This is a genomic window from Pseudomonas sp. (assembly GCF_036404235.1).
Classification (GTDB): Bacteria; Pseudomonadota; Gammaproteobacteria; order Pseudomonadales; family Pseudomonadaceae; genus Aquipseudomonas.
The window spans coordinates 71718-96748 of the sequence record NZ_DASWOT010000017.1 but is presented as its reverse complement, the minus strand read 5'-3'; the positions used below and the strand labels follow the sequence as shown (position 1 = coordinate 96748).

Sequence of the window (25031 nt, the reverse complement as noted above, 5' to 3'; positions counted from 1 at the left end):
ATCGGTGTTTTGTCCGGTGTTGGGGTGGGTCGATTTCGATCCGACCAACAATGTCCAACCTGCGTTGGAGCACATCAGTCTGGCGTGGGGCCGGGATTTTTCGGACGTTTCGCCGTTGCGGGGCGTGATTCTTGGCGGCGGGAGCCATGATCCGGAAGTGCGGGTGACGGTGATGCCGATAACGGGCTGAGTTTGGCAGCGCTCGACAGTGCAATTGCGGATGCGCTCCGTTGGAGCTGCCAAAGGCTACGATGCGGGTTATATGACACACCGCAATCGCAGCCTTCGGTAGTTCCTACAAGAACACCCACGAATTCAATGGATCACTGAGCAGGAGATTCAGGTTTTTCTTCGGACTCACCGGTTGCCTGATCGTCTACAGTCTCGCCTTCTACAGCCGCTTCATCCTGCACTGCTTGCTGTTTGCGCTGCAGCTTCTCTTCTTTCTTCTGCTCTTTGGCCAAATCTCTCTGACGTTTCGCGAAGGAATAGTTGGGTTTGGCCATGGGCAATCCTCTGGGCAGTAGTGAAGTGTGCTCATTCTGCCTGAGAAAGCCGCACGGCACACTTAAACGCTGTCGGACGGCACGTTCATGGTGCGTCAAGCCGGGTTGGTATCCCTTGGTAGAGGTCCCTGCTCACTATCCAACTGAGGGGCACTCACGTAAATTCCACTGGCGCCACAGGCATAGGCGACGAGCACATTACGGAAAAGGCTACTAAGTGCCATGGCAATTACTCATTTGTGATGATGTCGCTATGGTAGTTCGGCCCCTTACGATGGGCTGCTTGATTATCTCGATGATCCTGATAGAGCGGCTTATCAGTCGATCTTTTGGGGTACGCCATTGGAAATTGTTTTTAGTTTGTGCGGTCTTCGCATACAACAAAATCAAAAATAACCTTTCTGGAGACTCATGATGATTCGCAAACTGGTAGCTGTATCCCTGCTGACCCTGACCAGCGGTCACTTACTGGCGGCAGAGTGCTCGGTCACCGTCGACTCGACGGACCAGATGACCTTCAACACCAAAGCCATTGAGATCGACAAAAGCTGCAAGACCTTCACGGTCAATTTGGAACACTCCGGCAGCTTGCCGAAAAACGTCATGGGCCATAACTGGGTGCTGAGTAAAACCGCCGACGCTCAGCCAATTGCCACTGATGGTTTGAGCGCTGGCATTGACAAGCAGTACCTCAAAGAAGGCGACACACGTGTGATCGCTCACACCAAAGTCATCGGGGCCGGCGAGAAGGACTCGGTGAGCTTTGATGTGGCAAAACTTGAAGCGGGGCAGGATTACACGTTCTTCTGCTCGTTCCCTGGCCACATCAGCATGATGAAAGGCGTTGTGACGCTGAAATAAGCGCACTCGCAAAACGGCGACTCAATGCCTCGGGTCGCCGTTGTTGCAGCTTTTGGCTGTCGTGCCAATGTACTCACTGATCAGACTGTCGAACCTGTCATTTTGAAAATACCCTGAGCATTGCTGCTATCAAAGTTCAGGTCGATCTTGCCGTTGTCCGGGTTGATCTTGCGCTGAATGAACTCAACGAAAGATCCTGGCACTCGATGCACCTGCAACTGCCCGTTACTGTCGAGCAGGGCACGCTCAACGGTACAGGCCCTGTAGGCCGTTTGCATCACGCGGCCTGACGTCGACACTTCAATGCTGTCCTTCATCGGGCGTTCTCGGCGAATCTGTTCTTCCACCACCGATTGCAGATCAACGACCCGATCTGTCAGATGGTTGAAGCTATTGCCTTCGGTGGCGATCCAGGCCATTTCTGCACTTTCGCCGAGCAATTGGCGGTAGTCGGCTTCACTCACAACACCGTGTTGACGACCAAATGCCCAATAGATGCCTGGCAGCAACTGCGTGGCTTCTTCCAGACTGCAATGGCGGGTGACTTGCAGGCGCTTGAGGATGCTCAGGTGTTCGGCAGTCAAGGGATCGCGGCTCGAACCGACGACTCGGCTAACGGCCTGCTGGAAGGCTTCGCTCAAGCGTCCGGGATGCAGTTCCGAGACAAAGAATTGCGAGATGTCCTCCGGCAGATCCAACTGGCGATAACCCCAACCGGTCATATTCAGCTTGGTCAACGGGTAAGTGCGTACGTCGCTGAAGCCCAGCGGCTCAAGTATCCGAGCAAATGCCTGGCGGCCACGAGGCAACTCGCCATTGTTCGCCCAGTCCACCGTGCGTATGGCACCGTGGTCGAACACCACTTTGCGACCGTTCTGTGCTTGCTCATCAACATACCGACGCCCGTCCGGCACCGTTTCCACCAGCTTGTGGAAGAGGCACAGGTTGAGCGCTTCGGCCAGCCACACGCGGTGGATCGCCTCTTCACGCCAGGCGAATGCGTGCAAGCGCGCAGGTACTTCAACGTGGTCTTTTAGCCAGTCGGCGGCAGGTTGGCCGACGGTCGATGCAACAAGCGAGAAAAGGCCTTGGAAGGACGACATGGGCAGCGGCTCTGACTATGGAAAGTTAGGCCGCTATGTAAGCCATGATGGCGAGACCCGACAAGCGAAAAAAATCGACGGGTTCATTCCTTTTTCTATTGATCGCCGCGTTCCAGCTGTGAGCGGCAAGCTGCCAGTTCAAGACCTTGCTCAGCTTGCCGCTTGCAGCTTAGCGCTTGCCGCGGTTCCTACGGAGCATACGGCAAGTCCCGTTTGTGCTGGGTCTTGCGGTAGGTGTTGACGATGATGTCGAATGCTTCCTGGCGCAGCGGCTCGCCGTGCAGGAAGGCGTCGATCTCGGCATAAGTCACGCCGTGGGACGCTTCGTCCGGTTTACCGGGGACCAGGTCTTCCAAGTCAGCAGTCGGAATTTTCTCGACCAGATTTTCCGGCGCTCCAAAACGGCGAGCGATGGCGCGGACCTGATTTTTCACCAGCCCGCTCAGTGGCGCCAGGTCACAGGCGCCGTCACCGAACTTGGTGAAAAAGCCCATCACTGCTTCCGCCGCATGGTCGGTGCCGATCACCAACCCGCCGCGTACACCGGCGACGGTGTACTGCGCCATCATTCGCGTGCGTGCCTTGATGTTGCCTTTGACGAAGTCCACAGCCGCTTCAGACTGACCTTCGAAAGCCTTCACTTGCTCGACCAAGGCTTTCACCGACGGTGCGATGTCCACGGTATGGCGTTCATCCGGGTTGATGAAATCGACCGACGCGGTGGCTTCGTGTTCGTCGTGCTGAATGTGATACGGCAGGCGCATTGCAATGAACTGGTAGGCGTTGTCGCCAGTGCTTTCACGCAGTTCGTTCACCGCGCGTTGCGCCAGCAGCCCGGCAGCCAGCGAGTCGACCCCGCCGCTGATACCCAGCACCAGCACTTTGAGCCGCGCATTCTGCAGGCAGTCCTTGATGAACTGAACGCGACGCGCGATCTCGGTTTCAAGCTCGCCTGGATTGGCGAAAGGCGCTTGGACCTTGAGCTCTTTTGCGATCTCGAGCTGTACGGCTTGCATGATTCACTCCTTATACAGAAGAAGAAAAGTAGGCATATCAAAGAGGGGGTACGGGTGCTCGGGTCAGGCTGGCACCTTGAATACATGACGCAAGTAGGACACGAAATTGGGGTCCTTACATTGGGTCTTGCCTGGCTCGTCGGAAATCTTCGCCACCGGCTGGCCTGCACAGGCGATCATTTTCAACACGATGTTCATCGGCGCAACGCCGGGTATATCGGCTGTCAGATTGGTACCAATACCAAAGCTGACATTGATCCGACCGCGCAATGTACGGAATATTTCCAATGCCTTGGGCAGATTGAGCCCATCGGAGAACACTAAAGTCTTGCTCATCGGGTCAATCCCGAGCCGCAGGTAATGAGCGATGCACTTTTCCGCCCATTGCACGGGGTCGCCTGAGTCATGGCGCAGACCATCGAATAGCTTGGCAAAAAACAAATCGAAATCGCGCAAAAATGCGTCGGTGGTAATGCAGTCGGTGAGCGCGATGCCCAGTAGCCCTCGGTATTCCCGGACCCAGCAATCGAGGGCGGCGATCTGGCTGTCGATCAGACGCGGGCCGAGTTGCTGATGGGCCATGATCCATTCGTGGGCCATGGTGCCCAGAGGCTTGAGGTCGAGTTTGCGTGCCAGATGCACGTTGCTGGTGCCGACGAACTGGCCAGGGAAATCGGCTTTCAGAACGGAGACGATTTCTTCTTGCACGGCGAAGGAAAACCGCCGACGCGTGCCGAAGTCAGCAACCTTCAGCTCGGCCAGCTCATCGGGTGTGGCCGTGGCGGTCAGCCAGTCGAACTTGCGATACAGCTGGTCCCGCGCTTCGCTGAGTTGAACATGCGGATGAAGATGGCGATTGCGCACCTCGCTGACGATGGCCAGCAGTGGCACTTCGAACAGGATCACGTGCAGCCAAGGGCCGCAGAGGCGAATGCACAGTTCGTCGTTTTCAATGGTGGTCTGCACATAGCGCATATTGAAGCGGAACAGACCGAGGAAGCGCAGGAAGTCTGGCTTCATAAAGCTGATGCGGTCGAGAAAATTCGTCTCCTCGGTGCTCAGAGACAGCTCGCACAGTTGCTCGATCTGGTGGCGAATCTCCATCAAGTACGGCCGTAGATCCTCGCCGTTACGGCAACGAAACTCCCACTCCACCTCTACGTTGGGGTAGTTGTGCAGCACAGCTTGCATCATGGTCAGCTTGTAGAGGTCGGTGTCGAGCAGGTTTTGCACGATGCGATCCGTGAAGGCGCTCTCACTCATTGTGTCGCTCCAGCCAGCAGCGGCCGCCAGACGCGGCCAATGGAATTCAAGTCGGGTGTTGCTTCAACCGGCAGTCGAGCCTGCTGCGGTAAATTCGGTTTGTTATTGATGATGCCGGACATAATGCCAGCGCAGGGAGCATTGGGGCAGATTTGTTTGGCTTTACCCGGATCGCCTATCAGCTGCGCACACCCCCAACTAACGCGATTCATCTCGTCTGTAGGAGCCAACGTGTTGGCGATGCGGTGGCTCAGTGAAGTGCGCACCGCGTTGGTCGCTTCGCCAACACGTTGGCTCCTACAATGCGTTTTGACCCCGCCCCCACATGTTGGAGCTGAGCTTGTCCCGCGACCGGCGGGGAACCCGTCGTAAAACCTGCGCACAGGGTGTGACAGGCAGACCGCGCACACCGGGTTTACTGCCGCTGCGCGCCAGATCGCGGGGCAAGCCGCGCTCCTACAATTGAGGTGTCACTCCGGCGTTGGCTGATCCAACTGCTCCAGCATCCACGCCACAAAATCCCTGATCTTGGGCACGTCCGCCGCGTGCTCGGGGTACGCCAGGTGATAGGCGTCGCGACTCGGCAGCGCGTGAGTCCAGGGGATAACCAGCTTGCCGTCGACCAGTTCCTCTTCCACCAGAAACCGTGGCAATAGCGCGACGCCGCACCCCACTTGGGCTGCGCGAATGCACATATAGAAGGTATCGAAACGCGGCCCATGATAACTGTGCTCGGTCTGATAGCCCTGACTCTCGAACCAGTCGTGCCAGGCTTGCGGGCGTGACGCGCTTTGCAGCAATACCAGTTCGCTTAGTTGCGTGGGTTCGTTAAATGGCGTGTCAGGCAAGCTGCCGGGCGAGCAAACCGGGATCAGCTCCTCGCTGAACAACTTCACGCATTCGGCCCCAGGCCGCGCACCCTGGCCGAAATAGAAGCTCACGTCGCAACGGCCCTGCGCCAGATCATCGCTCTCCTGTTCGTTGATCAGGTCTAGATGAATGTGTGGATGACGCAGACGCCAGCCTTTTAATCGCGGCACCAGCCAGCGTGCGCCGAAGGTTGAAGGTGTCGACACCCGCAGGACCTCAGTCTCGCCGCCGTAGGAGCGTAGGAAGTGGGTCGACATTTCGACCTGGCTCAGGATCTTGCGCACTTCACCCAGGTAAAGCGCGCCTGCGGGGGTCAGTTGCAGGCGTCGACGCACCCGACGGAACAACAAGTGCTGGAGCAAATCTTCCAGTTGCGCCACTTGTTTGCTCACCGCGCTTTGGGTCAGATTCAGCTCCTCGGCCGCGCGAGTAAAACTCAGGTGCCGGGTAACGGCTTCAAAACATTGCAGGGCGGTGATCGAAGGCAGGTGGCGTTTGTTCAGCATATTCAGGCCTTATGCATCAGCATGAAAAAAAGGAATGATATCTCGCCTAATGGTCGTTTGTTGGACTGCTTCAGGCCAGTTATTACTACAAGCTGACGAAATAACCGAATTTCAGTATTCCGCATTCGCTAGTCAGCGCTCAAGAATCAGGAGAAACCATGCTTACCGATCTGCTCACTCGCCTCGGTGTCGACCCCGTTCTGTATCAGAAGGGCGACACGCCTGTTCATACTCCTGTTGATGGCAGCAAGGTCGCTTCCGTCAGTTGGGAAGGTGCCGCTGAAGTCGAGCAGCGCATCACCCGCGCCGATCATGCGTTCGAAGCCTGGCGCAAGGTGCCAGCGCCGCGTCGCGGTGAGCTGATTCGTTTGTTCGGCGAGGCGTTGCGTACGCACAAGGCGGATCTGGGCGAACTGGTGTCGTGGGAAGCGGGCAAGATCACTCAGGAAGGTCTGGGTGAAGTGCAGGAGATGATCGATATCTGCGACTTCGCCGTCGGCCTGTCTCGCCAGATGTACGGTTTGACTATCGCGTCGGAGCGCCCAGGCCATCACATGCGTGAAACCTGGCATCCGCTGGGCATTGTGGGCGTGATCAGCGCGTTCAACTTCCCGGTAGCGGTCTGGTCGTGGAACACCGCGCTGGCGTTGGTCTGTGGCAACTCGGTGATCTGGAAACCCTCGGAAAAGACCCCACTCACTGCGCTGGCCTGCCAAGCGTTGTTTGATCGTGTCGTCAAGGGGTTTGCGGATGCGCCTGAATACCTGACGCAAGTGGTCATCGGGGGCCGTGATGCTGGCGCTGCGTTGGTCGACGACCCGCGTGTCGCACTGATCAGCGCCACCGGCAGCACGCGAATGGGCCGTGAAGTAGCGCCCAAAGTTGCGGCACGTTTCGCTCGTAGCATTCTTGAGTTGGGCGGCAACAACGCGATGATCCTCACGCCAAGCGCCGATCTGGACCTGGCGGTACGCGGCGTGCTGTTCAGCGCGGTGGGCACAGCCGGTCAGCGCTGCACCACGTTGCGTCGCTTGATCGCGCACCATTCAGTCAAGGCGGAATTTGTCGAGCGCCTCAAAGCAGCCTACGCCAAAGTGCGCATCGGTCATCCGCTGCAAGGCAATTTGATCGGCCCGTTGATCGACAAAGCCAGCTACGAAAATATGCAGGACGCGCTGGAGCAGGCCCTGAGCGAAGGCGGCAAGGTATTCGGTGGCACTCGTCAGTTGGAAGATCAATTCCCCAATGCGTATTACGTGTCACCTGCGATTGTTGAAATGCCGGAGCAGAGCGATGTGGTGCGCAGCGAAACTTTCGCGCCGATTTTGTATGTCATTGGCTATGACGACTTCGCTGAAGCCGTGCGCCTGAACAACGACGTACCGCAGGGCTTGTCTTCGTGCATTTTCACCACAGATGTGCGTGAGGCCGAGCAGTTTGTTTCGGCGCTGGGCAGCGATTGCGGAATCGCCAACGTCAACATCGGCCCGAGCGGCGCGGAGATCGGCGGGGCGTTCGGCGGCGAGAAGGAAACCGGTGGTGGTCGTGAGTCGGGGTCCGATGCGTGGAAAGGCTATATGCGTCGCCAGACCGCGACGGTGAACTACTCCCGCGAGTTGCCGCTGGCGCAGGGGATTACGTTTGATTGATATCTAGAACGGCCAGATGATTCTGGCGGTAGGAGCGTGGCTTGTCCCGCGATCTGCTGTGCAGCCGATCGCGGGACAAGCCACGCGCCTACATCTGTGATATTTGGAAAAAAGGTTTTGGCTGTGTCTCTTTCCGAGGTTTTGCGATGTCGCTACGCGAAGAGTGTCTGTGGGAAACGCTGACGCCGCAGAGGCCTGAGGCGCCGGCGTTGAAGGGCGAAGTTACAGTGGATGTCTGCGTCATCGGCGCGGGCATTACCGGGTTGTCGGCGGCGATTCATTTGCTCGAACAAGGCAAGAAGGTCGCCGTGGTGGAGGCCCATCGCACCGGCCAGGGCGGCTCCGGGCGTAACGTAGGATTGGTTAATGCAGGGCTGTGGATTCCTCCCGACGAAATCGAGGCCGGTTTCGGCGAGCCCATTGGCAGTCAGCTTAACAAGATGCTCGGCGACGCACCTTCGCTGGTGTTCAGCCTGATCGAAAAATACGCCATCGACTGTCAGGCACAACGCAAAGGCACGCTGCACATGGCGCACAACGCCCGCGGCCAGGCGGACTTGCGCAGCCGTGAAGAACAATGGAAACGTCGTGGTGCGCCGGTCGAGCTGCTAACCGGCAAGGCGTGTCAGGACGCCACCGGCACCAAGGAAATCACCTCGGCGCTGCTTGACCGTCGCGCCGGCACCATCAATCCGATGGCCTACACCAGTGGTTTGGCTGCTGCGGTTGGCAAGCTCGGTGGTCAGCGCTTCGATCATTCGCCAGTAAAAAAACTGGAGCGTCAGGGTGACCGCTGGTGCGTCGTCACCGAGCACGGTGCGGTAATCGCCGAGCAAGTGGTGATCGCGTCTAACGCCTATACCGAAGGCGAATGGAGCGAACTGCGACGTAACTTTTTCCCCGGTTATTACTACCAGGTCGCTTCGGCGCCACTGACCGAAGAGGCGGCTAAACAGATTTTGCCGGGCGGGCAGGGCTCATGGGACACGCGTCAGGTGCTGAGCAGCATTCGTCGCGACGCTGATGGCCGCTTGTTGCTCGGCAGTCTGGGCAACGGTAATCAAAAGCCGACCTGGTTCTTGAAAGCCTGGGCTGATCGGGTTCAGCAGCATTATTTCCCGTATCTGAAGAAGGTCGATTGGCAATACACCTGGACAGGATGCATCGCCTTTACGCCTGATCACCTGTTGCGCATGTTCGAGCCTGCCCCAGGATTGGTCGCAGTTACTGGTTACAACGGTCGTGGCAACACCACGGGCACGGTTGTGGGTAAAGCCTTCGCCGATTATCTGTGTACTGGTAATGCCAAAGCGCTGCCGATCCCCTTCGCAGGCATGCAGCCGCTGTCGGCAATTGGCTTGCGCAGCGCTTTATATGAGGCTGGCTTTTCGCTATACCATGCGGGCCAATGCCTTCGCATCGTGATTTAAGCGGAAAAAACCCTTCAACCAGCTGCGCTTTTTCGCGCATCCACTAACCTGAAATGGTGCGTCCCGTAGCGTCACCGCACCGGCGGTGTGCAGTTCGGTGACGCACGTTGTAACAACAGGGTTGTACATCTCGGTACGGAACGGTTGCGCATGTTATTTGGCTTGGTTGCTCTTTTTTAACGCAGGGTTGCACCTTGCGCGGTTTAGCCGGTTGCACGCCCAGTTGAAAAGGGCTCGAAACAGTCGAATAACAACAAGATGACGACTTTTTTTAGAATAAAAAACCGATGGCACGCCACTTGCTCAGAGCAACGTGTGGTCGCAGTGCTAATTAAAAACCTAGGAGCACCAACTCATGTCGCAGACGTTTTACAGGAAAGGCTTTCTGGCACTCGCAGTCGCTACTGCATTGGGTGCAGCTTCTTTTGCCCAAGCTGACGTCAAGATTGGCGTCGCTGGCCCAATGACTGGCGCCAACGCCTCGTTCGGTTTGCAGTACATGAAGGGCGCTCAGGCAGCCGCCGATGCCATCAACGCTGCTGGCGGTATCAACGGGGAGAAAATCGTTCTGGTCCAGGGCGATGACGCTTGCGAACCTAAACAGGCCGTCGCGGTTGCCAACAAAATGTCCCAGGACAAAGTCGCTGGTGTTGTCGGCCACTTCTGTTCGTCGTCGACCATCCCTGCGTCGGAAGTCTATGACGAAGCTGGCATCATCGCGATCACGCCGGGTTCGACCAACCCAACCGTTACCGAGCGTGGTTTGGGCGCGATGTTCCGCATGTGCGGTCGTGACGATCAGCAGGGCATCGTCGCTGGCGATTACATCGTCGACGTACTCAAAGGCAAGAAAGTCGCTGTCATCAACGACAAGGACACCTACGGCAAAGGCCTGGCAGACGCTACCGCCAAGCAACTGACCGCGCGTGGCGTGAAGCCTGTTCTGGAAGAAGGTCTGACTCGCGGCGAGAAAGATTTCAGCGCCCTGGTGACCAAAATTCGCTCCGTTGGCGCTGACGTTGTCTACTTCGGTGGCCTGCACCCGGAAGCCGGCCCACTGGTTCGCCAGTTGCGTGAGCAAGGTCTGAAAGACGTGAAGTTCATGTCCGACGATGGCGTCGTTACCGACGAATTGGTCACCACCGCTGGCGGCGCGCAGTACGTCGATGGCGTGTACATGACCTTCGGCGCCGACCCGCGCATGCTGCCAGACAGCAAGGCTGTGGTAGACCAGTTCCGCAAGGCTGGCTACGAGCCTGAAGGCTACACCTTGTACGCTTATGCTTCGGTCCAGGCTCTGGCCGCTGGCTTCAACGGCGCCAAGTCGAACAAAGGCGAAGACGCTGCCAAGTTCCTCAAAGCCCACCCTGTGAAAACTGTTATGGGTGAGAAATCCTGGGACGCCAAGGGCGACCTGAAAGTCTCCGACTACGTGGTTTACCAGTGGGACAAAGACGGTAAATACCATCAGCTCGAAAAGCAGAAGTAAGTTGAGTGCTGAGTCCGATTGCCGATTACACGAGGTTGGACTCGCGTAATCAGCCGTCCGGTTAATGGGGTCTGCACCTCGGCGGCCTGTGATTTCTTCTGTAGCCATATGCGTCCGTCCCGCCACACCTCACGAGGGTGTTCGCGGGCCGGTTCCACCGTGGCCTTTAAAGTTTGTGAGCGTGCGTGATGGACGGTATTTTCCTGCAACAAATGATCAACGGCCTGACCCTTGGTTCGGTCTACGGCCTGATCGCCATTGGTTACACGATGGTGTACGGCATTATCGGCATGATCAACTTCGCCCACGGCGATGTGTACATGATCTCTGCCTATCTAGCGGCAATCGGCTTGGCCGTGCTGTCGTTCTTCGGTGTTGAGTCCTTCCCTTTCCTGATTCTCGGCACGCTGATCTTCACCATCGTGGTGACGGGTGTGTATGGCTTCGTCATCGAGCGGGTGGCCTACAAGCCATTGCGTAACTCGACTCGTCTGGCACCGCTAATCAGTGCCATTGGCATTTCCCTGATCCTGCAAAACTATGCGCAGATCGCCCAGGGGCCGCGCCAACAAGGCGTACCGACCCTGCTCGAAGGCGCTTGGCGTTTTGATATCGGCACAGGCTTCGTGCAGATCACCTACACCAAGATTTTCATTCTGATTGCCGCTTTCGTCGGCATGGGTGTGCTCACCTACATCATTAAGTACACCAAGCTGGGCCGGATGTGCCGCGCCACTCAACAGGATCGCAAGATGGCGTCGATCCTGGGCATCAACACTGACCGGGTCATTTCCTATGTGTTCGTCATCGGTGCGGCCATGGCGGCGTTGGCCGGTGTGTTGATCACTATGAACTACGGCACTTTCGACTTTTTCGCCGGCTTCGTCATCGGTATCAAGGCCTTCACTGCTGCGGTCTTGGGCGGGATTGGTTCGTTGCCGGGCGCAATGCTCGGGGGGTTGATCCTTGGGGTTGCCGAGTCGCAATTCTCCGGGCTGGTCAACTCCGATTACAAAGACGTGTTCAGTTTCGGCCTGTTGGTGGTGATTCTGATTTTCCGTCCTCAAGGCCTGCTGGGTCGCCCACTCGTGGCGAAGGTGTAAGTATGTCCGCTCCTATCAAACCCATCGACATCAAACAAAGTGTGATCGACGCGGTCATTGCCGGATTGCTCGCGTTGATCGTCTTCGGCCCTATCGTCGGCATCGTGCTCGACGGTTACGGTTTCAACCTACAACCCACTCGCGTGGCCGTGCTGGTCGGCGTGGTGATGGTCGGTCGTCTGTTGCTGAGCCTGTTCATGCAGACGCCCAAAGGCGTAGCTATCACGCAAAGCTTCGAAAGCGCAGGCTCTGGCGTGCATGTGCTGCCACCGGACTACAAGTCGCGACTGCGTTTCATTATTCCGGCCATGATCGTGATCGCCATCGTGTTCCCGGTGTTTGCTGACAAGTACGTGCTGACGGTCGTCATTCTCGGTCTGATCTACGTGTTGCTGGGCCTGGGCCTGAACATCGTGGTCGGCCTGGCCGGCTTGCTCGATCTGGGCTACGTGGCGTTCTACGCCATCGGTGCTTATGGTCTTGCTTTGGGTTATCAATATTTGGGGTTGGGTTTCTGGTCGGCATTGCCGCTGGCTGCCATTGCCGCAGCGCTGGCGGGTTGCATTCTGGGGTTTCCGGTGTTGCGTATGCATGGCGACTATCTGGCCATCGTGACCTTGGGCTTCGGTGAAATCATTCGTCTGGTGCTGAACAATTGGCTGTCCTTCACGGGTGGCCCGAACGGCGTTGCAGTACCTGCGCCGACCTTTTTCGGCTTGGAGTTTGGCCGTCGCGCCAAAGATGGCGGTATCCCGATTCACGAATATTTCGGTTTCGACTACAACCCGGACCTGAAATTTATCTTTATCTATGGGGTGCTGTTCCTGGTGGTGGTGGCCGTGCTTTACGTCAAGCACCGCCTGACCCGCATGCCAGTTGGTCGGGCCTGGGAAGCCCTGCGTGAGGACGAAATCGCCTGCCGCTCCATGGGTCTGAACCATGTATTGGTCAAGCTTTCGGCGTTCACCATCGGCGCATCGACAGCGGGTCTGGCTGGGGTATTTTTCGCCAGCTATCAAGGCTTCATCAACCCAACCTCATTCACTTTCTTCGAGTCGGCATTGATTCTTGCCATCGTCGTACTGGGTGGCATGGGCTCGACCGTGGGCGTGGTGATCGCGGCATTCGTCTTGACCGTTGCCCCTGAGTTGTTGCGCAGCTTCGCCGAGTACCGCGTGCTGCTGTTTGGCATCCTGATGGTGCTGATGATGATCTGGCGGCCTCGTGGCCTGATTCGTATCAGCCGTACCGGCGTGCGTCCACGCAAAGGCGTCCTGGTGAAAGCGGAGGGCGTGCGATGAGCGACGAAATCGTTCTGTCCGTCGAAAACCTGATGATGCACTTCGGTGGCATCAAGGCCCTGAGTGATGTCAGCCTCAAGGTGCGTCGTAATTCGATCTTCGCCTTGATCGGCCCGAACGGCGCAGGCAAAACCACAGTCTTCAATTGCCTGACTGGTTTCTACAAAGCCACCGGCGGTCGGATCAATCTGCATACGCGCGGCACCACGACCAACGTGATCCAACTGCTGGGCGAGCCGTTTCAGGTGACGGATTTTGTGTCGCCCAAAAGCTTCGCCAGCCGGGTGTTCTACAAAATGTTCGGCGGCACGCATCTGGTGAACCGGGCCGGCTTGGCACGTACCTTCCAGAACATTCGCCTGTTCAAGGAAATGTCGGTCATCGAGAACCTTTTGGTGGCTCAGCACATGTGGGTTAACCGCAACATGCTGGCTGGCATCCTCAACACCAAGGGTTATCGCAAAGCCGAAGAAGATGCCATGAGCACGGCGTTTTACTGGCTGGAAGTGGTGGACTTGGTGGACTGCGCCAACCGCTTGGCGGGTGAATTGTCCTACGGCCAGCAACGCCGTCTGGAAATAGCCCGCGCCATGTGTACCCGTCCGCAAGTCATCTGCCTGGACGAACCGGCCGCAGGCCTGAACCCACAAGAAACCGAAGCGCTGAGTGGCATGATCCGCCTGCTGCGCGACGAGCACGACATGACCATTGTGCTGATCGAACACGACATGGGCATGGTCATGGGGATTTCCGACGATATCGTCGTGCTTGACCACGGCAATGTGATTGCCATGGGCGGGCCGGAGCAGATCCGCAACGATCCGAAAGTGATTGCCGCGTATCTGGGTGCTGATGAAGAGGAGTTGGTATGAGTAAGCCGATCCTCGAACTGAAAGAGATCGACGTGTATTACGGGCCGATCCAGGCCCTGAAAAAAGTCTCGCTGCACATTGATGAAGGCGAAACCGTGAGCCTAATCGGCTCCAACGGCGCGGGCAAGTCCACCCTGCTGATGTCGATCTTCGGTCAGCCGCGCGCAGCCAGCGGGCAGATCATCTATCAGGGCACCGACATCACCCAAAAGTCCTCGCACTACATCGCCTCCCACGGCATTGCGCAGTCGCCGGAAGGGCGTCGGGTGTTCCCCGACATGTCGGTGGAAGAGAACCTGATGATGGGCACCATCCCGATTGGCGATAAATTCGCCAGCGAAGACATGCAGCGCATGTTCGAGCTGTTCCCACGGCTCAAGGAGCGCCGTAACCAGCGTGCGATGACCATGTCTGGCGGTGAGCAGCAGATGCTGGCGATTGCCCGCGCGCTGATGAGTCGTCCCAAGTTGCTGTTGCTGGATGAACCCAGCCTGGGTCTGGCGCCGATCATCGTGAAGCAGATCTTCTCGACGCTGCGGGAATTGGCGAAGAGCGGTATGACGATCTTCCTGGTTGAGCAAAACGCCAACCACGCGCTGCGGCTGTCGGATCGTGCATATGTGATGGTCAATGGTGAGATTCGTCTTACAGGTACTGGTCAGGAACTGCTGACTAACGATGAAGTGAGGAACGCCTATCTCGGCGGTCACTGATTCTCAAAAGGCTTGATTGCAAGCAAACGCGCCCCGGGTGATTTCACTCGGGGCGCTTTGTTTTTCAATTGTGGAAAACAATTTTGAGCAGTTGCCAAAGTGCGCCACAAAGCCGTTGCAAATGGTTGTTTTGTCACGGTTTTGACTTGTTCAGTTTTACTGTGGAGCCGACTGTGAATAAGTTGGGAGTAGGTGGCTGCAAGCCTTGTAGATCAAGGGCTGTAGCGATGCGATCAAATTATGAACAGTTGTTTCGGACGGTATTTTTGAGGGCTTTGTCAATGTGCCGCGATCTGGTTTTTTATACAGGTTTTAGCATCGCTGTTCCTGTGGATAACTCTGTGTGCAACCGTTGGAAAGACCGCCGCAGGTAGCGCAATCTCTAGCTGCAATGGTTTCAAAGGTTCGCTTGCTTATCGTTGTTACGATTTTGTGGCGGATACGTTTCAGCAGATTCGGCCAAAAACCTGGTCGGGGTTGATTGAGCGATGTTTATGGCATGACCTGGTCTTTAATGAGTTGCCCCCGGATTTTGTGGGTCTGACTGTGGATAAGGTGGGTAAAACTATCTGAAGCCCTGATGGCATAAGGCTTTAGGGTGGTTGGCTGTTTTTTGTACAGCTAACGGCGAGTGTAATCGTCTTCATGCAGCTACTTGCCCCTGAGCCCTTTGCGCGGGCATTCTCCAGAGCTTTCCTACACGTCACCCCCGTTGCGTGAAATTCGATTGCATTAATAAAGCGCTTATCCCGATAAGCCCACAGCCCTTAGTCAGGAGAACGAAATGACTTCTACCGTGTTCATCACCGGCGCTACTTCCGGATTTGGCGAAGCTTGCGCTCGTCGTTTTGCCGAGGCTGGTTGGTCGCTGGTACTGACTGGCCGTCGTGAAGAGCGTCTGAGCGCCCTGAGCGCCGAATTGTCGAAGCAGACGAAGGTCCACACGCTGGTGCTGGATGTGCGTGATCGTGCAGCCATGCAGGCAGCAATCGACGGGTTACCGCAAGAGTTCGCGACGATCCGTGGCCTGATCAACAACGCAGGCCTGGCGCTGGGGATCGATCCTGCGCCCAAATGCGATCTGGACGATTGGGACACCATGATCGACACCAACGTCAAAGGGTTGGTCTATGCCACCCGCTTGTTGCTCTCGCGGCTGATTGCCCATGGTCGCGGCGCCAGTATCGTCAACCTTGGTTCGGTGGCAGGCAACTACCCGTATCCGGGCGGTAACGTGTACGGCGGCACCAAGGCGTTTGTCGGTCAGTTTTCGCTGAACCTGCGCAACGACCTGATTGGCACCGGTGTGCGTGTGACCAACCTTGAGCCGGGCCTGTGTGAAAGCGAGTTCTCGCTGGTACGTTTCGGTGGGGATAAAGCCAAGTACGACGCAACCTACGCCGGCGCCGAGCCGATCCAACCGCAGGACATTGCCGACACCATTTTCTGGATCATGAACACCCCGGCGCACGTCAACATCAATAGCCTCGAACTGATGCCCGTGAGCCAGACCTGGGCCGGTTTTGCGATTGATCGGACTCGTGGCTAATCGCCCACGATTGCCCGCTGTTGTTCATCCGTCGCTGCGTGCCATTGACGGAAGTTTCCAATGTGGCGGGGGATCGGCTGTAGGAGTGAACTTGTTCGCGAGGCGGCGTTAGAGACACACCGCGCTGGTCGCCTCGCTAACAAGTTGGCTCCTACAGAGCGGCGGCGTCAGCTTTGAAGTAGTGCGCCAGGCCGATGTAGCAGGTCGCCAAGTGATAGGGCGTCGTGGAGGGCATGTCGCTGCGGCTGACGTTGCCGTTACTGTCTAGGCATTCGTTCCAGCCTGTGGCATGCAGAAAGCGTTGTTGCAGCGCGCTCAGCTGGCACGTCAATAAGGCTTCGCTGTCGGGGCGCAAGGTCAAGGCACGCAGGTATTCAGCCTGAGCCCAGATCCGTTGCGTGGTGTCCTTCATTGATCCATCTGCATGCAGCATGGCCGCCACAGCGCCGGTTTTTGGATCGACACCTTGCACTTGTGCGTAGGCGAAAGCCTGGGTCAGCGAGCGATGCAACGGGCTGCCGCGCAGATGCTCGGAGGACTCCAGCAGAAAGAACCATTCGAACTGATGCCCCGGCTCGAACCAGTTATCCACAGCGTCCAGCGGTTTTTCCAACATCACCCCATGCTCGACATCGACGAAGCGCTGTTGCATGCCAGCGACCAGTGCTGCCAGCGCTGCCAGTGTTTCGGGGTCTTCGCGTACTTGCAGTGTGGCCAGGAACGCTTCGGCCAGATGCATCAACGGGTTCTGCAGCGGCCCAGCGCCCAGCGAAGACCAATCCTCGGCCAACACGGCGTCATACAACCCATCACCCTCAGAGAAACGCTCGGTCACTACGTGCAGCGCGGCGTTGAGGGTCGATTCAACCAGGGGCTCCCGAACCTTTGCCCAGTAATGCGCACAGGCGAAGACAATGAAAGCATGGGTGTAGAGGTCCTTGCGGCGGTCTAGCGGTGCGCCCTGTGGATCGATGCTGTAGAACCAGCCGCCGTGCTCTGAGTCGTGAAAATGCCGCTGCAGAGAACGAAATAACGCGGCGGCGCGGGCACTGGCTTCAGGCACGGCAGGATCGTTTATCAGGCTGGAAAACAAAAACAGCTGCCGCGCACAGGCCATCGCCCGGTAGCGCTGCGGTGGCAACGGCTGATGGTGTGCGTCAACGGCTTCGTACGGCAGCGCCAGCTCGGCGTTCCAGCCGCTATGCAGCCACATGGGCACGATCACTTGCATGAAGTGCTGATGCACGGCGGTGAACAGCGCGTTCAGTTGCGACTTGTCGGCAGGAGGGAGGGCGTCAGGCATCGATTGGCGTCACAGCAAGGGCAAATTGCGCGACATGGTAGCAGGCGGCGAGGATTGCAGGGGGAGAGCGGGGTGACTGATTAACACCCGTCTGAGCTGGCGGAGATTACGAAGGCTGCGATGGGTTTTCCTGACACATCGCAATCGTAGCCTTCATGGCCCCGGCAATGCCTACAACAGATTCGCCCCCCGGCAAAAAACACATGGGCTGGACATCTCAGGCGGCTTCGGTCAGCAGTCCCTGACGTTCGATGAAGGCGATGATGGCTTCAAGACCCTGTCCGGTCTTCTGGTTACTGAACACGAACGGCTTGTCGCCACGCATCTTCCTAGTGTCGCGGTCCATCATTTCCAGCGACGCGCCCACCAGTGGTGCGAGGTCGATTTTGTTGATCACCAACAGGTCGGATTTGCAGATGCCTGGGCCGCCTTTACGTGGCAGTTTGTCGCCGGCCGAGACGTCGATCACGTAAATCGTCAGGTCCGACAGTTCAGGGCTGAAGGTCGCAGACAAATTGTCGCCGCCCGATTCGACGATGATCAGATCAAGCCCTTCAAAGCGGCGGTTCAACTGGTCGACGGCTTCCAGGTTGATCGAGGCATCTTCGCGAATGGCCGTGTGCGGGCAGCCGCCGGTTTCCACACCGATGATGCGCTCTGGCGCCAGTGCCTCGTTGCGCACCAGAAAGTCGGCGTCTTCGCGGGTGTAGATGTCGTTGGTGACGACGGCCAGGTTATAGCGGTCGCGCAGCGCCAGGCACAGGGCCAGGGTCAGCGCGGTTTTACCGGATCCGACTGGGCCGCCGATACCGACGCGCAAGGGTTGGCTGTTCATTGAGGTTCTCCGTTGATCTTTTTTAGGCACAACCAGTCAGGACCGAAACAGTCGGCTGTATTGGCGTTCGTGGGCCATGCTCGCCAACGCCAGGCCGAACGGGGCGCTGCCGATGTGTCGAGGGTCTTGTGTGGTGGCGTGCTGTTGCGCGCGTTGCAGCAACGGCAACAGCTCGCTGGTGAGTCGTTGTGCGGCCTGCTGGCCCAACGGCAGGGTTTTCATCAGAACCGCCAGTTGATTTTCCAGCCAGCTCCACAGCCAGGCAGCCAGCGCATCCTGAGGCGTGATATGCCAGGCGCGCGCGGCCAGGGCCCAGCACAGGGCCAGGTGCGGTTCATCCAACTGTTCGAGAAAACGCCGTGCGGGCTCATCCATTTCGGGCAGTCCGATCAGCAATTGCCGCAGTGAGTAGCCCATCTGTCGGCTTTCCAGATGCAGCTCGCGGGTCTCGCGACTGGCGCGATGTTCCTGACTCAGTTGCAACAGTGTGCTCCAGTTATCCTCGGTGGCGGCTATGCAGTGGGCCAGCAACAATGGTGCTTCGAAGCGAGCCAGATTGAGCAGCAATTGATCGCCGATCCAGCGTCCGGCGCTGGCAGGATCGGTGACGATCGATTGCTCCACCGCCATTTCCAGCCCTTGTGAGTAGCTGTAGCCGCCAATCGGCAACTGCGGACTGGCCAGACGCAAAAGCGCCCAGGCGCTGTTCATAGACGAACGCCGAAATGGTGAATCTTTGGCGCGTAGTTGAAATCTTCTTCACCTGCGCGCGAGTGATGATGACCGCCGCCATAAGCGCCATGTTCCGGCGAAAAGGGCGCTTCGATGGATTCGCTGGTAGCGCCCAGCTGATCAAGCATTGCCTTGAGCACGTAATCGTCGAGCAGGCGCAGCCAGCCGTTACCCACTTGCAATGCGACGTGGCGATTGCCCAAGTGGTAAGCGGCACGTGTCAGCTCCAAAGCGCTGCTGCACGTCACGTGCATCAGTTGTTCAGGGCGCGCGCAGACACGCACGACGCGGCCGTCTTCGGCCCTGAGGAATTCGCCGTCGCGTAGCGGTGGCTGGCCGCGCTCAAGAAACAGCCCGACGTCTTCACCTTCTGCACTGAAGCAGCGCAGGCGACTCTTGCTACGAGCTTCGAAATTCAAATGCAGTTCGGCAGCCCATTGGGCTTGAGGTTCGATTCTTTGGTGAATCACCAGCATCAGAAAGTTTCCAGCCAAGAGCGATGCAATAGCCAGAGCAAGGGGCTTGCCAACCGGGATAACTGTAGGAAACAACCTACATTTCAAGGAGGAGTGCTAGAGAGTGGGCGCGGCTTCGTTCTGTTTTGGTGCGCCATCGATGAGCTTGCACTGATTTGATGCTTTTGTGGCGGTGGGAGCGATTTTGCAGGACTACTCGGTACTTCCCAGCCCCTGCCAACGCTTGGCGCCGATAAAGATGAAGCGCAGTTGCTGGGTAATCTTGGCGCGTGGCGTCAGGTGTTCGGCCAAGGTCGCAGGTGGCGGGTCTATCAGTTCGGGCAGCATGGCAAACACGCTTTTCACCACAAGGTCAGCCATCACTGCCAAATCGTTGGTGTTGAGGTGCTGAAACTTGGGCATGGACGCAAGGTCGGTGGTCAGGTCCGCGATGATGGCTTCGCGCAGAGCCCCCAACGCCTGCCGCACTTTTAACGAGCCGCCGTATTGCTCACGGGCCAAAAACAAAAATTGAGACCGGTTGGCGGCCACGTCATCGAGAAATATCCGTACCGACGCGTCGATGATGCCTGTCTCGATTGAGTCGTTGTGTCTGACGCGGCGAATAGTTTCGCGGAAGGTCTGACCCACCTCGCTGACCAGCGCCAGGCCCAGGTGATCCATATCGTTGAAGTGACGATAAAACCCTGTCGGCACGATCCCCGCCGTTTTAGCCACTTCGCGCAGGCTCAGGCTGCCAAATCCTCGTCCGCTGTCCATCAGGCCTCTGGCTGCATCGAGCAAGGCGTGGCGGGTTTGCTGTTTTTGTTCGGCGCGGGGCAGCATGGGATGGGCAGTGTTCTGGCTGAGCATTGCGCTGCACTCTAACAAATGCGCTTGCGCTGCGTCGAACCCGGTTTTCTGGACAGCTATGGCCGCATGCAGGCAGATCGAATAGAAAAAGCCCGGCACGGTGGCCGGGCTTTCTCATCAGCAGTCGATGTGATCATGAAACTCGCTGGTACTGTTGAATCAGGCGATCAGGACCGTTGTCGGCCACACGTTGGTATTGCTGAATCAAACGATCTTTGCCGTCCTGAGCGAGGGTCGACATGACTGCTTGCTGACTGTCTTTCATTTCGCCGATGACAGGTTGTTCGCTGGCAGGCATGGCGAACGCGCTGGTGGCGAGAAGAGAAAGAGTCAGGCTAAGCAGCAGTGGGTGTTTCATGGTTGGGTTGCTCCCCCGAAGGGCATTTAAAAAATGTGGAGCGGATCATACAGCGGGTTTGTCGATATAAAAGTTCATAGAAATGATGGTAACAATCGACAAAAATGATTGTGCAAGCAAAGCCACGTAAATCAAGGCCTCCAGCGGCTACGTTTTGCCCTGTAAGGGTGATTTCAGAGCCTTCGCTGCGCCATTGTGGAACCCCCGAACGGTCGTGTTGTATCGAAAACTCTTCACGGCAACCAAACCCGCAGGACTTTTGTCAGTCCAAGCGCTAAGACGTTTGCGACGCGCACTGGATGACGCGTCGGTATTGGGGAGAAAACGCAATGACGCGAAGCCGTAAGATTTTTGCCTGGACAGGCGCCATTTTGGTGCTCTTGATTGCCATCCTGATCATCGTTATCGCGACCTTTGACTGGAACAGGATCAAACCCACACTGAACGAAAAAGTCTCTGAAGCCCTTCATCGACCGTTTGCCATCAACGGTAATCTGGCGGTGAATTGGAGTCGTGAGCCAAACGAAGGCGGCTGGCGTGCATGGGTGCCGTGGCCGCACCTGTCGGCTGAAGACATTACGCTGGGCAACCCTGAATGGTCGAAGACTGCGCAAATGGTCACTCTCAAGCGCGTTGAATTTCGACTCTCGCCATTGCCGTTACTGACGCAGATCCTCTCCATCCCCCGCATCGACTTGACCGAGCCCAACGCCAAACTTGAGCGTCTGGCGGACGGTCGCGCCAACTGGGTGTTTGATCTACCGCAAAGCGATCCGAATGCCGAGCCCTCAAAGTGGGTCATGGACATTGGCGCCATCGGCTTCGATAAAGGCTTTGTGAGCGTCAACGATCAGACCCTCAATACCCAAGTCGACGTGGTGATTGATCCGCTGGGCAAACCGATTCCGTTCAGTGACATCGTCGGCAGTAGCGAGGCGCAGAAGGTCCAGGACAAAGGTGCGTCAACCCAGGATTACGCATTCGGTTTTACCGCCAAAGGGCAATATCACGGTCAGAAACTCAATGGCAGTGGCAAGTTCGGTGGGTTGTTGGCGCTAAAAAACGCAGCGCTGCCGTTTCCGGTTCAGGCCGATGTCAGCGCCGGTAAAACCCACGTGGCGGTCGCGGGGACCGTGATCGATCCGCAAAACCTCGGCGAACTCGACCTGCGTCTGAAGCTGTCTGGCGATAGTCTGGGTAATCTGTATCCGCTGACTGGCGTGACCCTGCCGGATTCTCCTCCTTATGCCACCGACGGTCGCCTGATTGCTCATCTGCATGACACGGCAGGGGCATCATTCAAATACCAGAGCTTCAACGGCAAGATTGGCGACAGCGATATCCATGGTGATCTGAGTTTTGTCGCCAGTCAGCCCCGGCCAAAATTGACGGGTGCGCTGGTTTCCAATCAACTGCTGATGGCTGATTTGAAGCCATTGATCGGTGCCGATTCCAACGCGCAGCAGAAGAATCGTGGCGGTGAGAGCAAGCAACCAGCAGATAAGGTGTTGCCCGTTGAAGAGTTCAAGACCGACCGCTGGGGCGCGATGGATGCTGACGTGGAGTTCACCGGCAAGAAAATCGTGCAGAGCGCCGAGCTGCCGTTTACCGATCTCTACACTCATGTGGTGCTGAACGATGGTCAGCTTAGCCTGCAACCACTGCGGTTCGGCGTTGCGGGCGGCAAGCTGGACGCCGATATTCGCTTGAACGGACACACTCAGCCGCTGGAAGGGCGGGCGAAGCTGAGTGCGCGAAATTTCAAGCTCAAGCAGTTGTTTCCGACGTTTGAACCAATGAAAACCAGCTTTGGCGAGCTCAATGGCGACGCCGATATCAGCGGCAAAGGCAACTCGGTCGCTGCATTATTAGGCACGGCCAACGGCGAAATGAAGATGCTGATCAACGACGGCGCGATCAGCCGTGACCTGATGGAGATCGCAGGTCTTAATGTTGGTAACTATGTGGTCGGCAGGCTGTTCGGTGATAAGGAAGTGAAGATCAATTGTGCCGCGACTGACTTAGGTATCAAGAATGGGCTGGCGACTACCAGGCTGTCGGTGTTCGACACCGAGAACGCGATCATCTATATCGACGGCACGGCCAATTTCAAGACCGAACAACTGGACATGAAGATCAGCCCTGAGTCCAAAGGCTTCCGTGTGTTCTCGCTGCGTTCGCCGTTGTATGTGCGTGGCGCCTTTGCCAAGCCGAGTGCGGGGGTTGAATCCGGGCCGTTGTTGCTGCGCGGTGCCGGGATGGTATTGCTGGCCGCAGCAGTTGGGCCAGCGGCAGGGCTGTTGGCGTTGGTCGCGCCTAGCGGCGGTAATCAACCTAACCAATGTGCGGTGCTGCTGGAGCAGATGCGCTCAGGCAAGGCGCCGAAGACCGTGAAGTAAGTGGCACGGCGATCGTTTGGCTAGCAAAAAATCCTGCAAAAACTGACTTCCGACTGGGTTATCGGGACAGCCGCTACAAAAAAAGCCAGGACTCGGTCCTGGCTTTTGCGTTGCAGGGGTGTCAATCAGAGCCCGTCGAGCAGGTCCGCCATGTCATCGGCGTGCTCTTCTTCCTGCTCAAGGATTTCCTCGAAGAGGCGGCGCGTGGTGGGGTCCTTGTCGCCGATGTACTGGATAATTTCGCGATAGCTGTCAATCGCAATTCGCTCAGCAACCAAGTCTTCGGTCACCATTTCTTTGAGCGTTTTACCCGCGACGTACTGCGCGTGGGAGTTTTTCGACAGCGTGTCCGGGTCGAATTCCGGCTCGCCACCCAGCTGCACAATACGCTCTGCCAGCTTATCGGCATGCTCGGCCTCTTGCGTGGCGTGCTCCAGAAACTCCTCGGCGGCGACATGGGCTTTCACGCCTTTGGCCATGAAGTAGTGGCGCTTGTAACGCAGCACGCAGACCAACTCAGTGGCCAGCGATTCGTTGAGCAGGCGCAATACGGTTTCGCGATCGGCACTGTAGCTTTCGGTCACAGCCCCATTTTCAACATTCTTCCGTGCGCGCTCGCGCAGGGTGCTCACACTCGATAGTTCGGTCATCATCAATCTCCAGGGCTAATCCGGTTATCCCTTCGCGCTCTTGGTGCGTCAGTCGTCTATTGCATTGACTGGCGCCTGGCATGATCGGGTCCTTATCTGTGAGTAGTGAGCCAGCGGAAAAGTTTTATCTGATTTGCCAATGACTAGCGTCTGTTGCAGGGCATGAGTGCGGTGATCCAGTCTGTCATCGGCTTACTGTTACCGTATTGCCTTAGGCGCTGCCACGGGGCGGGCGCCGAAGCTGCTTTATCCTCAGCGCAAGGAGCACGCTCATGACGCAAGACCAGGCCACGCGTTATCCCATTGTGTTGGTGCCGGGGTTCTTTGGGTTTGTGAAACTGGTGGTTTATCCATATTGGTTCGGCATCGTGCCTGCGTTGCGTCGTGGCGGCGCGACGGTGATTCCGGTGATGGTCTCGGCGCTGAACTCATCCGAGATCAGGGGCGAGCAACTGCTGGGGCGCATTGAGGAAATCCTGCGGGAAACAGGCGCCGCCAAGGTCAACCTGATCGGTCACAGCCAAGGCGCGATCACCATTCGTTATGCCGCCGCCAAACGCCCGGATCTGGTGGCATCTGTCACCTCCGTCGCCGGGCCCAACCATGGCTCGGAACTGGCCGATTACATCGAGTCGCGCTTTCCCATTCACACCGCGCGTGGACGGTTGCTCAACGCCGCGCTCCTTGTGGTGGGGTGGGCGATGCACCTGCTGGACACCGGTTACCGTGGCACCCGTCTGCCGACTGATCTCGATGCGGCGCACCTTTCGCTGACGACTCAAGGCATGGCGAGTTTCAACAGCCAGTTCCCGCAGGGGCTACCCACCACGTGGGGCGGGCAGGGCGCAGAACTGGTCAACGGTGTGCGTTATTACTCTTGGTCCGGCACCCTGCAACCGGGGCGCACCAATAGAGGATGGAACCGCCTGGACGGTACGAATGTGACCTGTCGGATATTCGCCAGCACGTTCACAAAAGAGCGAGGGCAATCTGATGGCATGGTCGGGCGCTTCAGTTCGCATTTGGGCACGGTCATCGGGGATGACTATCCGCTCGACCATTTCGACATCGTCAACCAGAGCCTTGGCCGGGTGGGCAAGGGGGCCAATCCTGTCGGGCTATTTCTTGAACATGCCGCGCGTCTTAAGGCCGCTGGCCTTTAACGGTTTGCCCCGATGACGGGGATCACCCAGGT

General features: G+C 57.4%; 23 protein-coding genes and 1 pseudogene. 12 read left to right on the top strand and 12 right to left on the bottom strand.

Going from position 1 to position 25031, the window contains the following annotated elements:
* Positions 1-190, top strand: a pseudogene (locus tag VGC62_RS02455) (transglutaminase family protein); the annotation flags it as partial.
* A gap of 133 nt (positions 191-323) precedes the next feature.
* Here the strand turns inward: VGC62_RS02455 and VGC62_RS02450 are convergent.
* The gene (locus VGC62_RS02450) at positions 324-506 is read right to left on the bottom strand and encodes a hypothetical protein (protein WP_331185487.1); all 183 of its coding nucleotides are present in this window, start codon (positions 504-506) and stop codon (positions 324-326) included.
* Between the two features lie 414 nt (positions 507-920).
* On the opposite strand from VGC62_RS02450, the gene azu reads away from it, so the two are divergent.
* Positions 921-1367, top strand: a complete 447-nt coding sequence (gene azu / locus VGC62_RS02445) for an azurin (RefSeq protein WP_331185492.1) — start codon at positions 921-923, stop codon at positions 1365-1367.
* Positions 1368-1447: 80 nt separating this feature from the next.
* Here azu and VGC62_RS02440 read toward each other — a convergent pair whose 3' ends face one another.
* From VGC62_RS02440 to VGC62_RS02425, 4 genes are all read right to left on the bottom strand, one after another.
* A complete protein-coding gene (locus VGC62_RS02440) occupies positions 1448-2470 on the bottom strand; it encodes a DUF1338 domain-containing protein (protein ID WP_331185486.1) in 1023 nt (340 codons plus the stop codon).
* 188 nt (positions 2471-2658) lie between these two features.
* Entirely contained in the window at positions 2659-3486 is an 828-nt protein-coding gene (gene nadE, locus VGC62_RS02435; protein WP_331185485.1) for an ammonia-dependent NAD(+) synthetase, read from the bottom strand.
* A 63-nt stretch (positions 3487-3549) separates the two neighbouring features.
* Positions 3550-4749, bottom strand: a complete 1200-nt coding sequence (pncB, locus tag VGC62_RS02430) for a nicotinate phosphoribosyltransferase (RefSeq protein WP_331185484.1) — start codon at positions 4747-4749, stop codon at positions 3550-3552.
* 470 nt (positions 4750-5219) lie between these two features.
* A complete protein-coding gene (locus tag VGC62_RS02425; RefSeq protein ID WP_331185483.1) occupies positions 5220-6125 on the bottom strand; it encodes a LysR family transcriptional regulator in 906 nt (301 codons plus the stop codon).
* 158 nt (positions 6126-6283) lie between these two features.
* Here VGC62_RS02425 and VGC62_RS02420 point away from each other — a divergent pair, with 158 nt between their 5' ends.
* From VGC62_RS02420 to VGC62_RS02385, 8 genes are all read left to right on the top strand, one after another.
* Complete coding sequence (locus tag VGC62_RS02420; protein ID WP_331185482.1) at positions 6284-7774, top strand: aldehyde dehydrogenase family protein; 1491 nt, start codon at positions 6284-6286, stop codon at positions 7772-7774.
* Between the two features lie 146 nt (positions 7775-7920).
* The gene (locus tag VGC62_RS02415) at positions 7921-9204 is read left to right on the top strand and encodes an FAD-binding oxidoreductase (protein ID WP_331185481.1); all 1284 of its coding nucleotides are present in this window, start codon (positions 7921-7923) and stop codon (positions 9202-9204) included.
* A gap of 355 nt (positions 9205-9559) precedes the next feature.
* Positions 9560-10693, top strand: a complete 1134-nt coding sequence (locus tag VGC62_RS02410; protein ID WP_331185480.1) for an ABC transporter substrate-binding protein — start codon at positions 9560-9562, stop codon at positions 10691-10693.
* 188 nt (positions 10694-10881) lie between these two features.
* Positions 10882-11796, top strand: a complete 915-nt coding sequence (locus tag VGC62_RS02405) for an ABC transporter permease subunit (protein WP_331185479.1) — start codon at positions 10882-10884, stop codon at positions 11794-11796.
* A 2-nt stretch (positions 11797-11798) separates the two neighbouring features.
* The gene (livM, locus tag VGC62_RS02400; RefSeq protein WP_331185478.1) at positions 11799-13097 is read left to right on the top strand and encodes a high-affinity branched-chain amino acid ABC transporter permease LivM; all 1299 of its coding nucleotides are present in this window, start codon (positions 11799-11801) and stop codon (positions 13095-13097) included.
* Positions 13094-13969: an ATP-binding cassette domain-containing protein gene (locus VGC62_RS02395; RefSeq protein WP_331185477.1), complete on the top strand. Its 876-nt coding sequence runs from the start codon at positions 13094-13096 to the stop codon at positions 13967-13969. Before livM ends, VGC62_RS02395 begins: the two co-directional genes overlap by 4 nt.
* Positions 13966-14682, top strand: coding sequence for an ABC transporter ATP-binding protein (locus VGC62_RS02390; protein WP_331185476.1), 717 nt, complete (start codon positions 13966-13968; stop codon positions 14680-14682). Before VGC62_RS02395 ends, VGC62_RS02390 begins: the two co-directional genes overlap by 4 nt.
* 784 nt (positions 14683-15466) lie before the next feature.
* Complete coding sequence (locus VGC62_RS02385; RefSeq protein WP_331185475.1) at positions 15467-16231, top strand: SDR family oxidoreductase; 765 nt, start codon at positions 15467-15469, stop codon at positions 16229-16231.
* Positions 16232-16382: 151 nt separating this feature from the next.
* Here the strand turns inward: VGC62_RS02385 and VGC62_RS02380 are convergent, their stop codons facing one another.
* From VGC62_RS02380 to VGC62_RS02355, 6 genes are all read right to left on the bottom strand, one after another.
* Complete coding sequence (locus VGC62_RS02380) at positions 16383-17534, bottom strand: AGE family epimerase/isomerase (RefSeq protein ID WP_331185474.1); 1152 nt, start codon at positions 17532-17534, stop codon at positions 16383-16385.
* A 217-nt stretch (positions 17535-17751) separates the two neighbouring features.
* Positions 17752-18369, bottom strand: coding sequence for an urease accessory protein UreG (gene ureG, locus VGC62_RS02375; protein WP_331185473.1), 618 nt, complete (start codon positions 18367-18369; stop codon positions 17752-17754).
* Between the two features lie 36 nt (positions 18370-18405).
* Positions 18406-19080, bottom strand: a complete 675-nt coding sequence (locus VGC62_RS02370; protein ID WP_331185472.1) for an urease accessory protein UreF — start codon at positions 19078-19080, stop codon at positions 18406-18408.
* A complete protein-coding gene (gene ureE, locus VGC62_RS02365; RefSeq protein ID WP_331185471.1) occupies positions 19077-19577 on the bottom strand; it encodes an urease accessory protein UreE in 501 nt (166 codons plus the stop codon). Before ureE ends, VGC62_RS02370 begins: the two co-directional genes overlap by 4 nt.
* A gap of 192 nt (positions 19578-19769) precedes the next feature.
* Positions 19770-20402 carry a TetR family transcriptional regulator gene (locus tag VGC62_RS02360; protein WP_331185491.1) on the bottom strand — a complete coding sequence of 211 codons (633 nt, stop codon included), beginning with the start codon at positions 20400-20402 and terminating at the stop codon, positions 19770-19772.
* Positions 20403-20562: 160 nt separating this feature from the next.
* Positions 20563-20787 (bottom strand): hypothetical protein, encoded by a 225-nt coding sequence (locus VGC62_RS02355; protein ID WP_331185470.1) that lies wholly within the window; start codon positions 20785-20787, stop codon positions 20563-20565.
* 329 nt (positions 20788-21116) lie between these two features.
* Between VGC62_RS02355 and VGC62_RS02350 the strand changes: the two genes are divergently transcribed.
* Positions 21117-23186 (top strand): AsmA family protein, encoded by a 2070-nt coding sequence (locus VGC62_RS02350; protein ID WP_331185469.1) that lies wholly within the window; start codon positions 21117-21119, stop codon positions 23184-23186.
* 125 nt (positions 23187-23311) lie between these two features.
* On the opposite strand, the gene VGC62_RS02345 is transcribed toward VGC62_RS02350, so the two are convergent.
* Positions 23312-23839 (bottom strand): ferritin-like domain-containing protein, encoded by a 528-nt coding sequence (locus tag VGC62_RS02345; protein ID WP_331185468.1) that lies wholly within the window; start codon positions 23837-23839, stop codon positions 23312-23314.
* A 269-nt stretch (positions 23840-24108) separates the two neighbouring features.
* On the opposite strand from VGC62_RS02345, the gene VGC62_RS02340 reads away from it, so the two are divergent.
* Positions 24109-24999: a triacylglycerol lipase gene (locus VGC62_RS02340; RefSeq protein ID WP_331185467.1), complete on the top strand. Its 891-nt coding sequence runs from the start codon at positions 24109-24111 to the stop codon at positions 24997-24999.
* The last annotated feature ends 32 nt before the right edge of the window (positions 25000-25031 follow it).

Coding starts and splice junctions, on each gene's coding strand:
- VGC62_RS02450 (WP_331185487.1), bottom strand. CDS start 506: ATGGCCAAACCCAACTATTCCTTCGCGAAACGTCAGAGAGATTTGGCC.
- azu (WP_331185492.1), top strand. CDS start 921: ATGATTCGCAAACTGGTAGCTGTATCCCTGCTGACCCTGACCAGCGGT.
- VGC62_RS02440 (WP_331185486.1), bottom strand. CDS start 2,470: ATGTCGTCCTTCCAAGGCCTTTTCTCGCTTGTTGCATCGACCGTCGGC.
- nadE (WP_331185485.1), bottom strand. CDS start 3,486: ATGCAAGCCGTACAGCTCGAGATCGCAAAAGAGCTCAAGGTCCAAGCG.
- pncB (WP_331185484.1), bottom strand. CDS start 4,749: ATGAGTGAGAGCGCCTTCACGGATCGCATCGTGCAAAACCTGCTCGAC.
- VGC62_RS02425 (WP_331185483.1), bottom strand. CDS start 6,125: ATGCTGAACAAACGCCACCTGCCTTCGATCACCGCCCTGCAATGTTTT.
- VGC62_RS02420 (WP_331185482.1), top strand. CDS start 6,284: ATGCTTACCGATCTGCTCACTCGCCTCGGTGTCGACCCCGTTCTGTAT.
- VGC62_RS02415 (WP_331185481.1), top strand. CDS start 7,921: ATGTCGCTACGCGAAGAGTGTCTGTGGGAAACGCTGACGCCGCAGAGG.
- VGC62_RS02410 (WP_331185480.1), top strand. CDS start 9,560: ATGTCGCAGACGTTTTACAGGAAAGGCTTTCTGGCACTCGCAGTCGCT.
- VGC62_RS02405 (WP_331185479.1), top strand. CDS start 10,882: ATGGACGGTATTTTCCTGCAACAAATGATCAACGGCCTGACCCTTGGT.
- livM (WP_331185478.1), top strand. CDS start 11,799: ATGTCCGCTCCTATCAAACCCATCGACATCAAACAAAGTGTGATCGAC.
- VGC62_RS02395 (WP_331185477.1), top strand. CDS start 13,094: ATGAGCGACGAAATCGTTCTGTCCGTCGAAAACCTGATGATGCACTTC.
- VGC62_RS02390 (WP_331185476.1), top strand. CDS start 13,966: ATGAGTAAGCCGATCCTCGAACTGAAAGAGATCGACGTGTATTACGGG.
- VGC62_RS02385 (WP_331185475.1), top strand. CDS start 15,467: ATGACTTCTACCGTGTTCATCACCGGCGCTACTTCCGGATTTGGCGAA.
- VGC62_RS02380 (WP_331185474.1), bottom strand. CDS start 17,534: ATGCCTGACGCCCTCCCTCCTGCCGACAAGTCGCAACTGAACGCGCTG.
- ureG (WP_331185473.1), bottom strand. CDS start 18,369: ATGAACAGCCAACCCTTGCGCGTCGGTATCGGCGGCCCAGTCGGATCC.
- VGC62_RS02370 (WP_331185472.1), bottom strand. CDS start 19,080: ATGAACAGCGCCTGGGCGCTTTTGCGTCTGGCCAGTCCGCAGTTGCCG.
- ureE (WP_331185471.1), bottom strand. CDS start 19,577: ATGCTGGTGATTCACCAAAGAATCGAACCTCAAGCCCAATGGGCTGCC.
- VGC62_RS02360 (WP_331185491.1), bottom strand. CDS start 20,402: ATGCTGCCCCGCGCCGAACAAAAACAGCAAACCCGCCACGCCTTGCTC.
- VGC62_RS02355 (WP_331185470.1), bottom strand. CDS start 20,787: ATGAAACACCCACTGCTGCTTAGCCTGACTCTTTCTCTTCTCGCCACC.
- VGC62_RS02350 (WP_331185469.1), top strand. CDS start 21,117: ATGACGCGAAGCCGTAAGATTTTTGCCTGGACAGGCGCCATTTTGGTG.
- VGC62_RS02345 (WP_331185468.1), bottom strand. CDS start 23,839: ATGATGACCGAACTATCGAGTGTGAGCACCCTGCGCGAGCGCGCACGG.
- VGC62_RS02340 (WP_331185467.1), top strand. CDS start 24,109: ATGACGCAAGACCAGGCCACGCGTTATCCCATTGTGTTGGTGCCGGGG.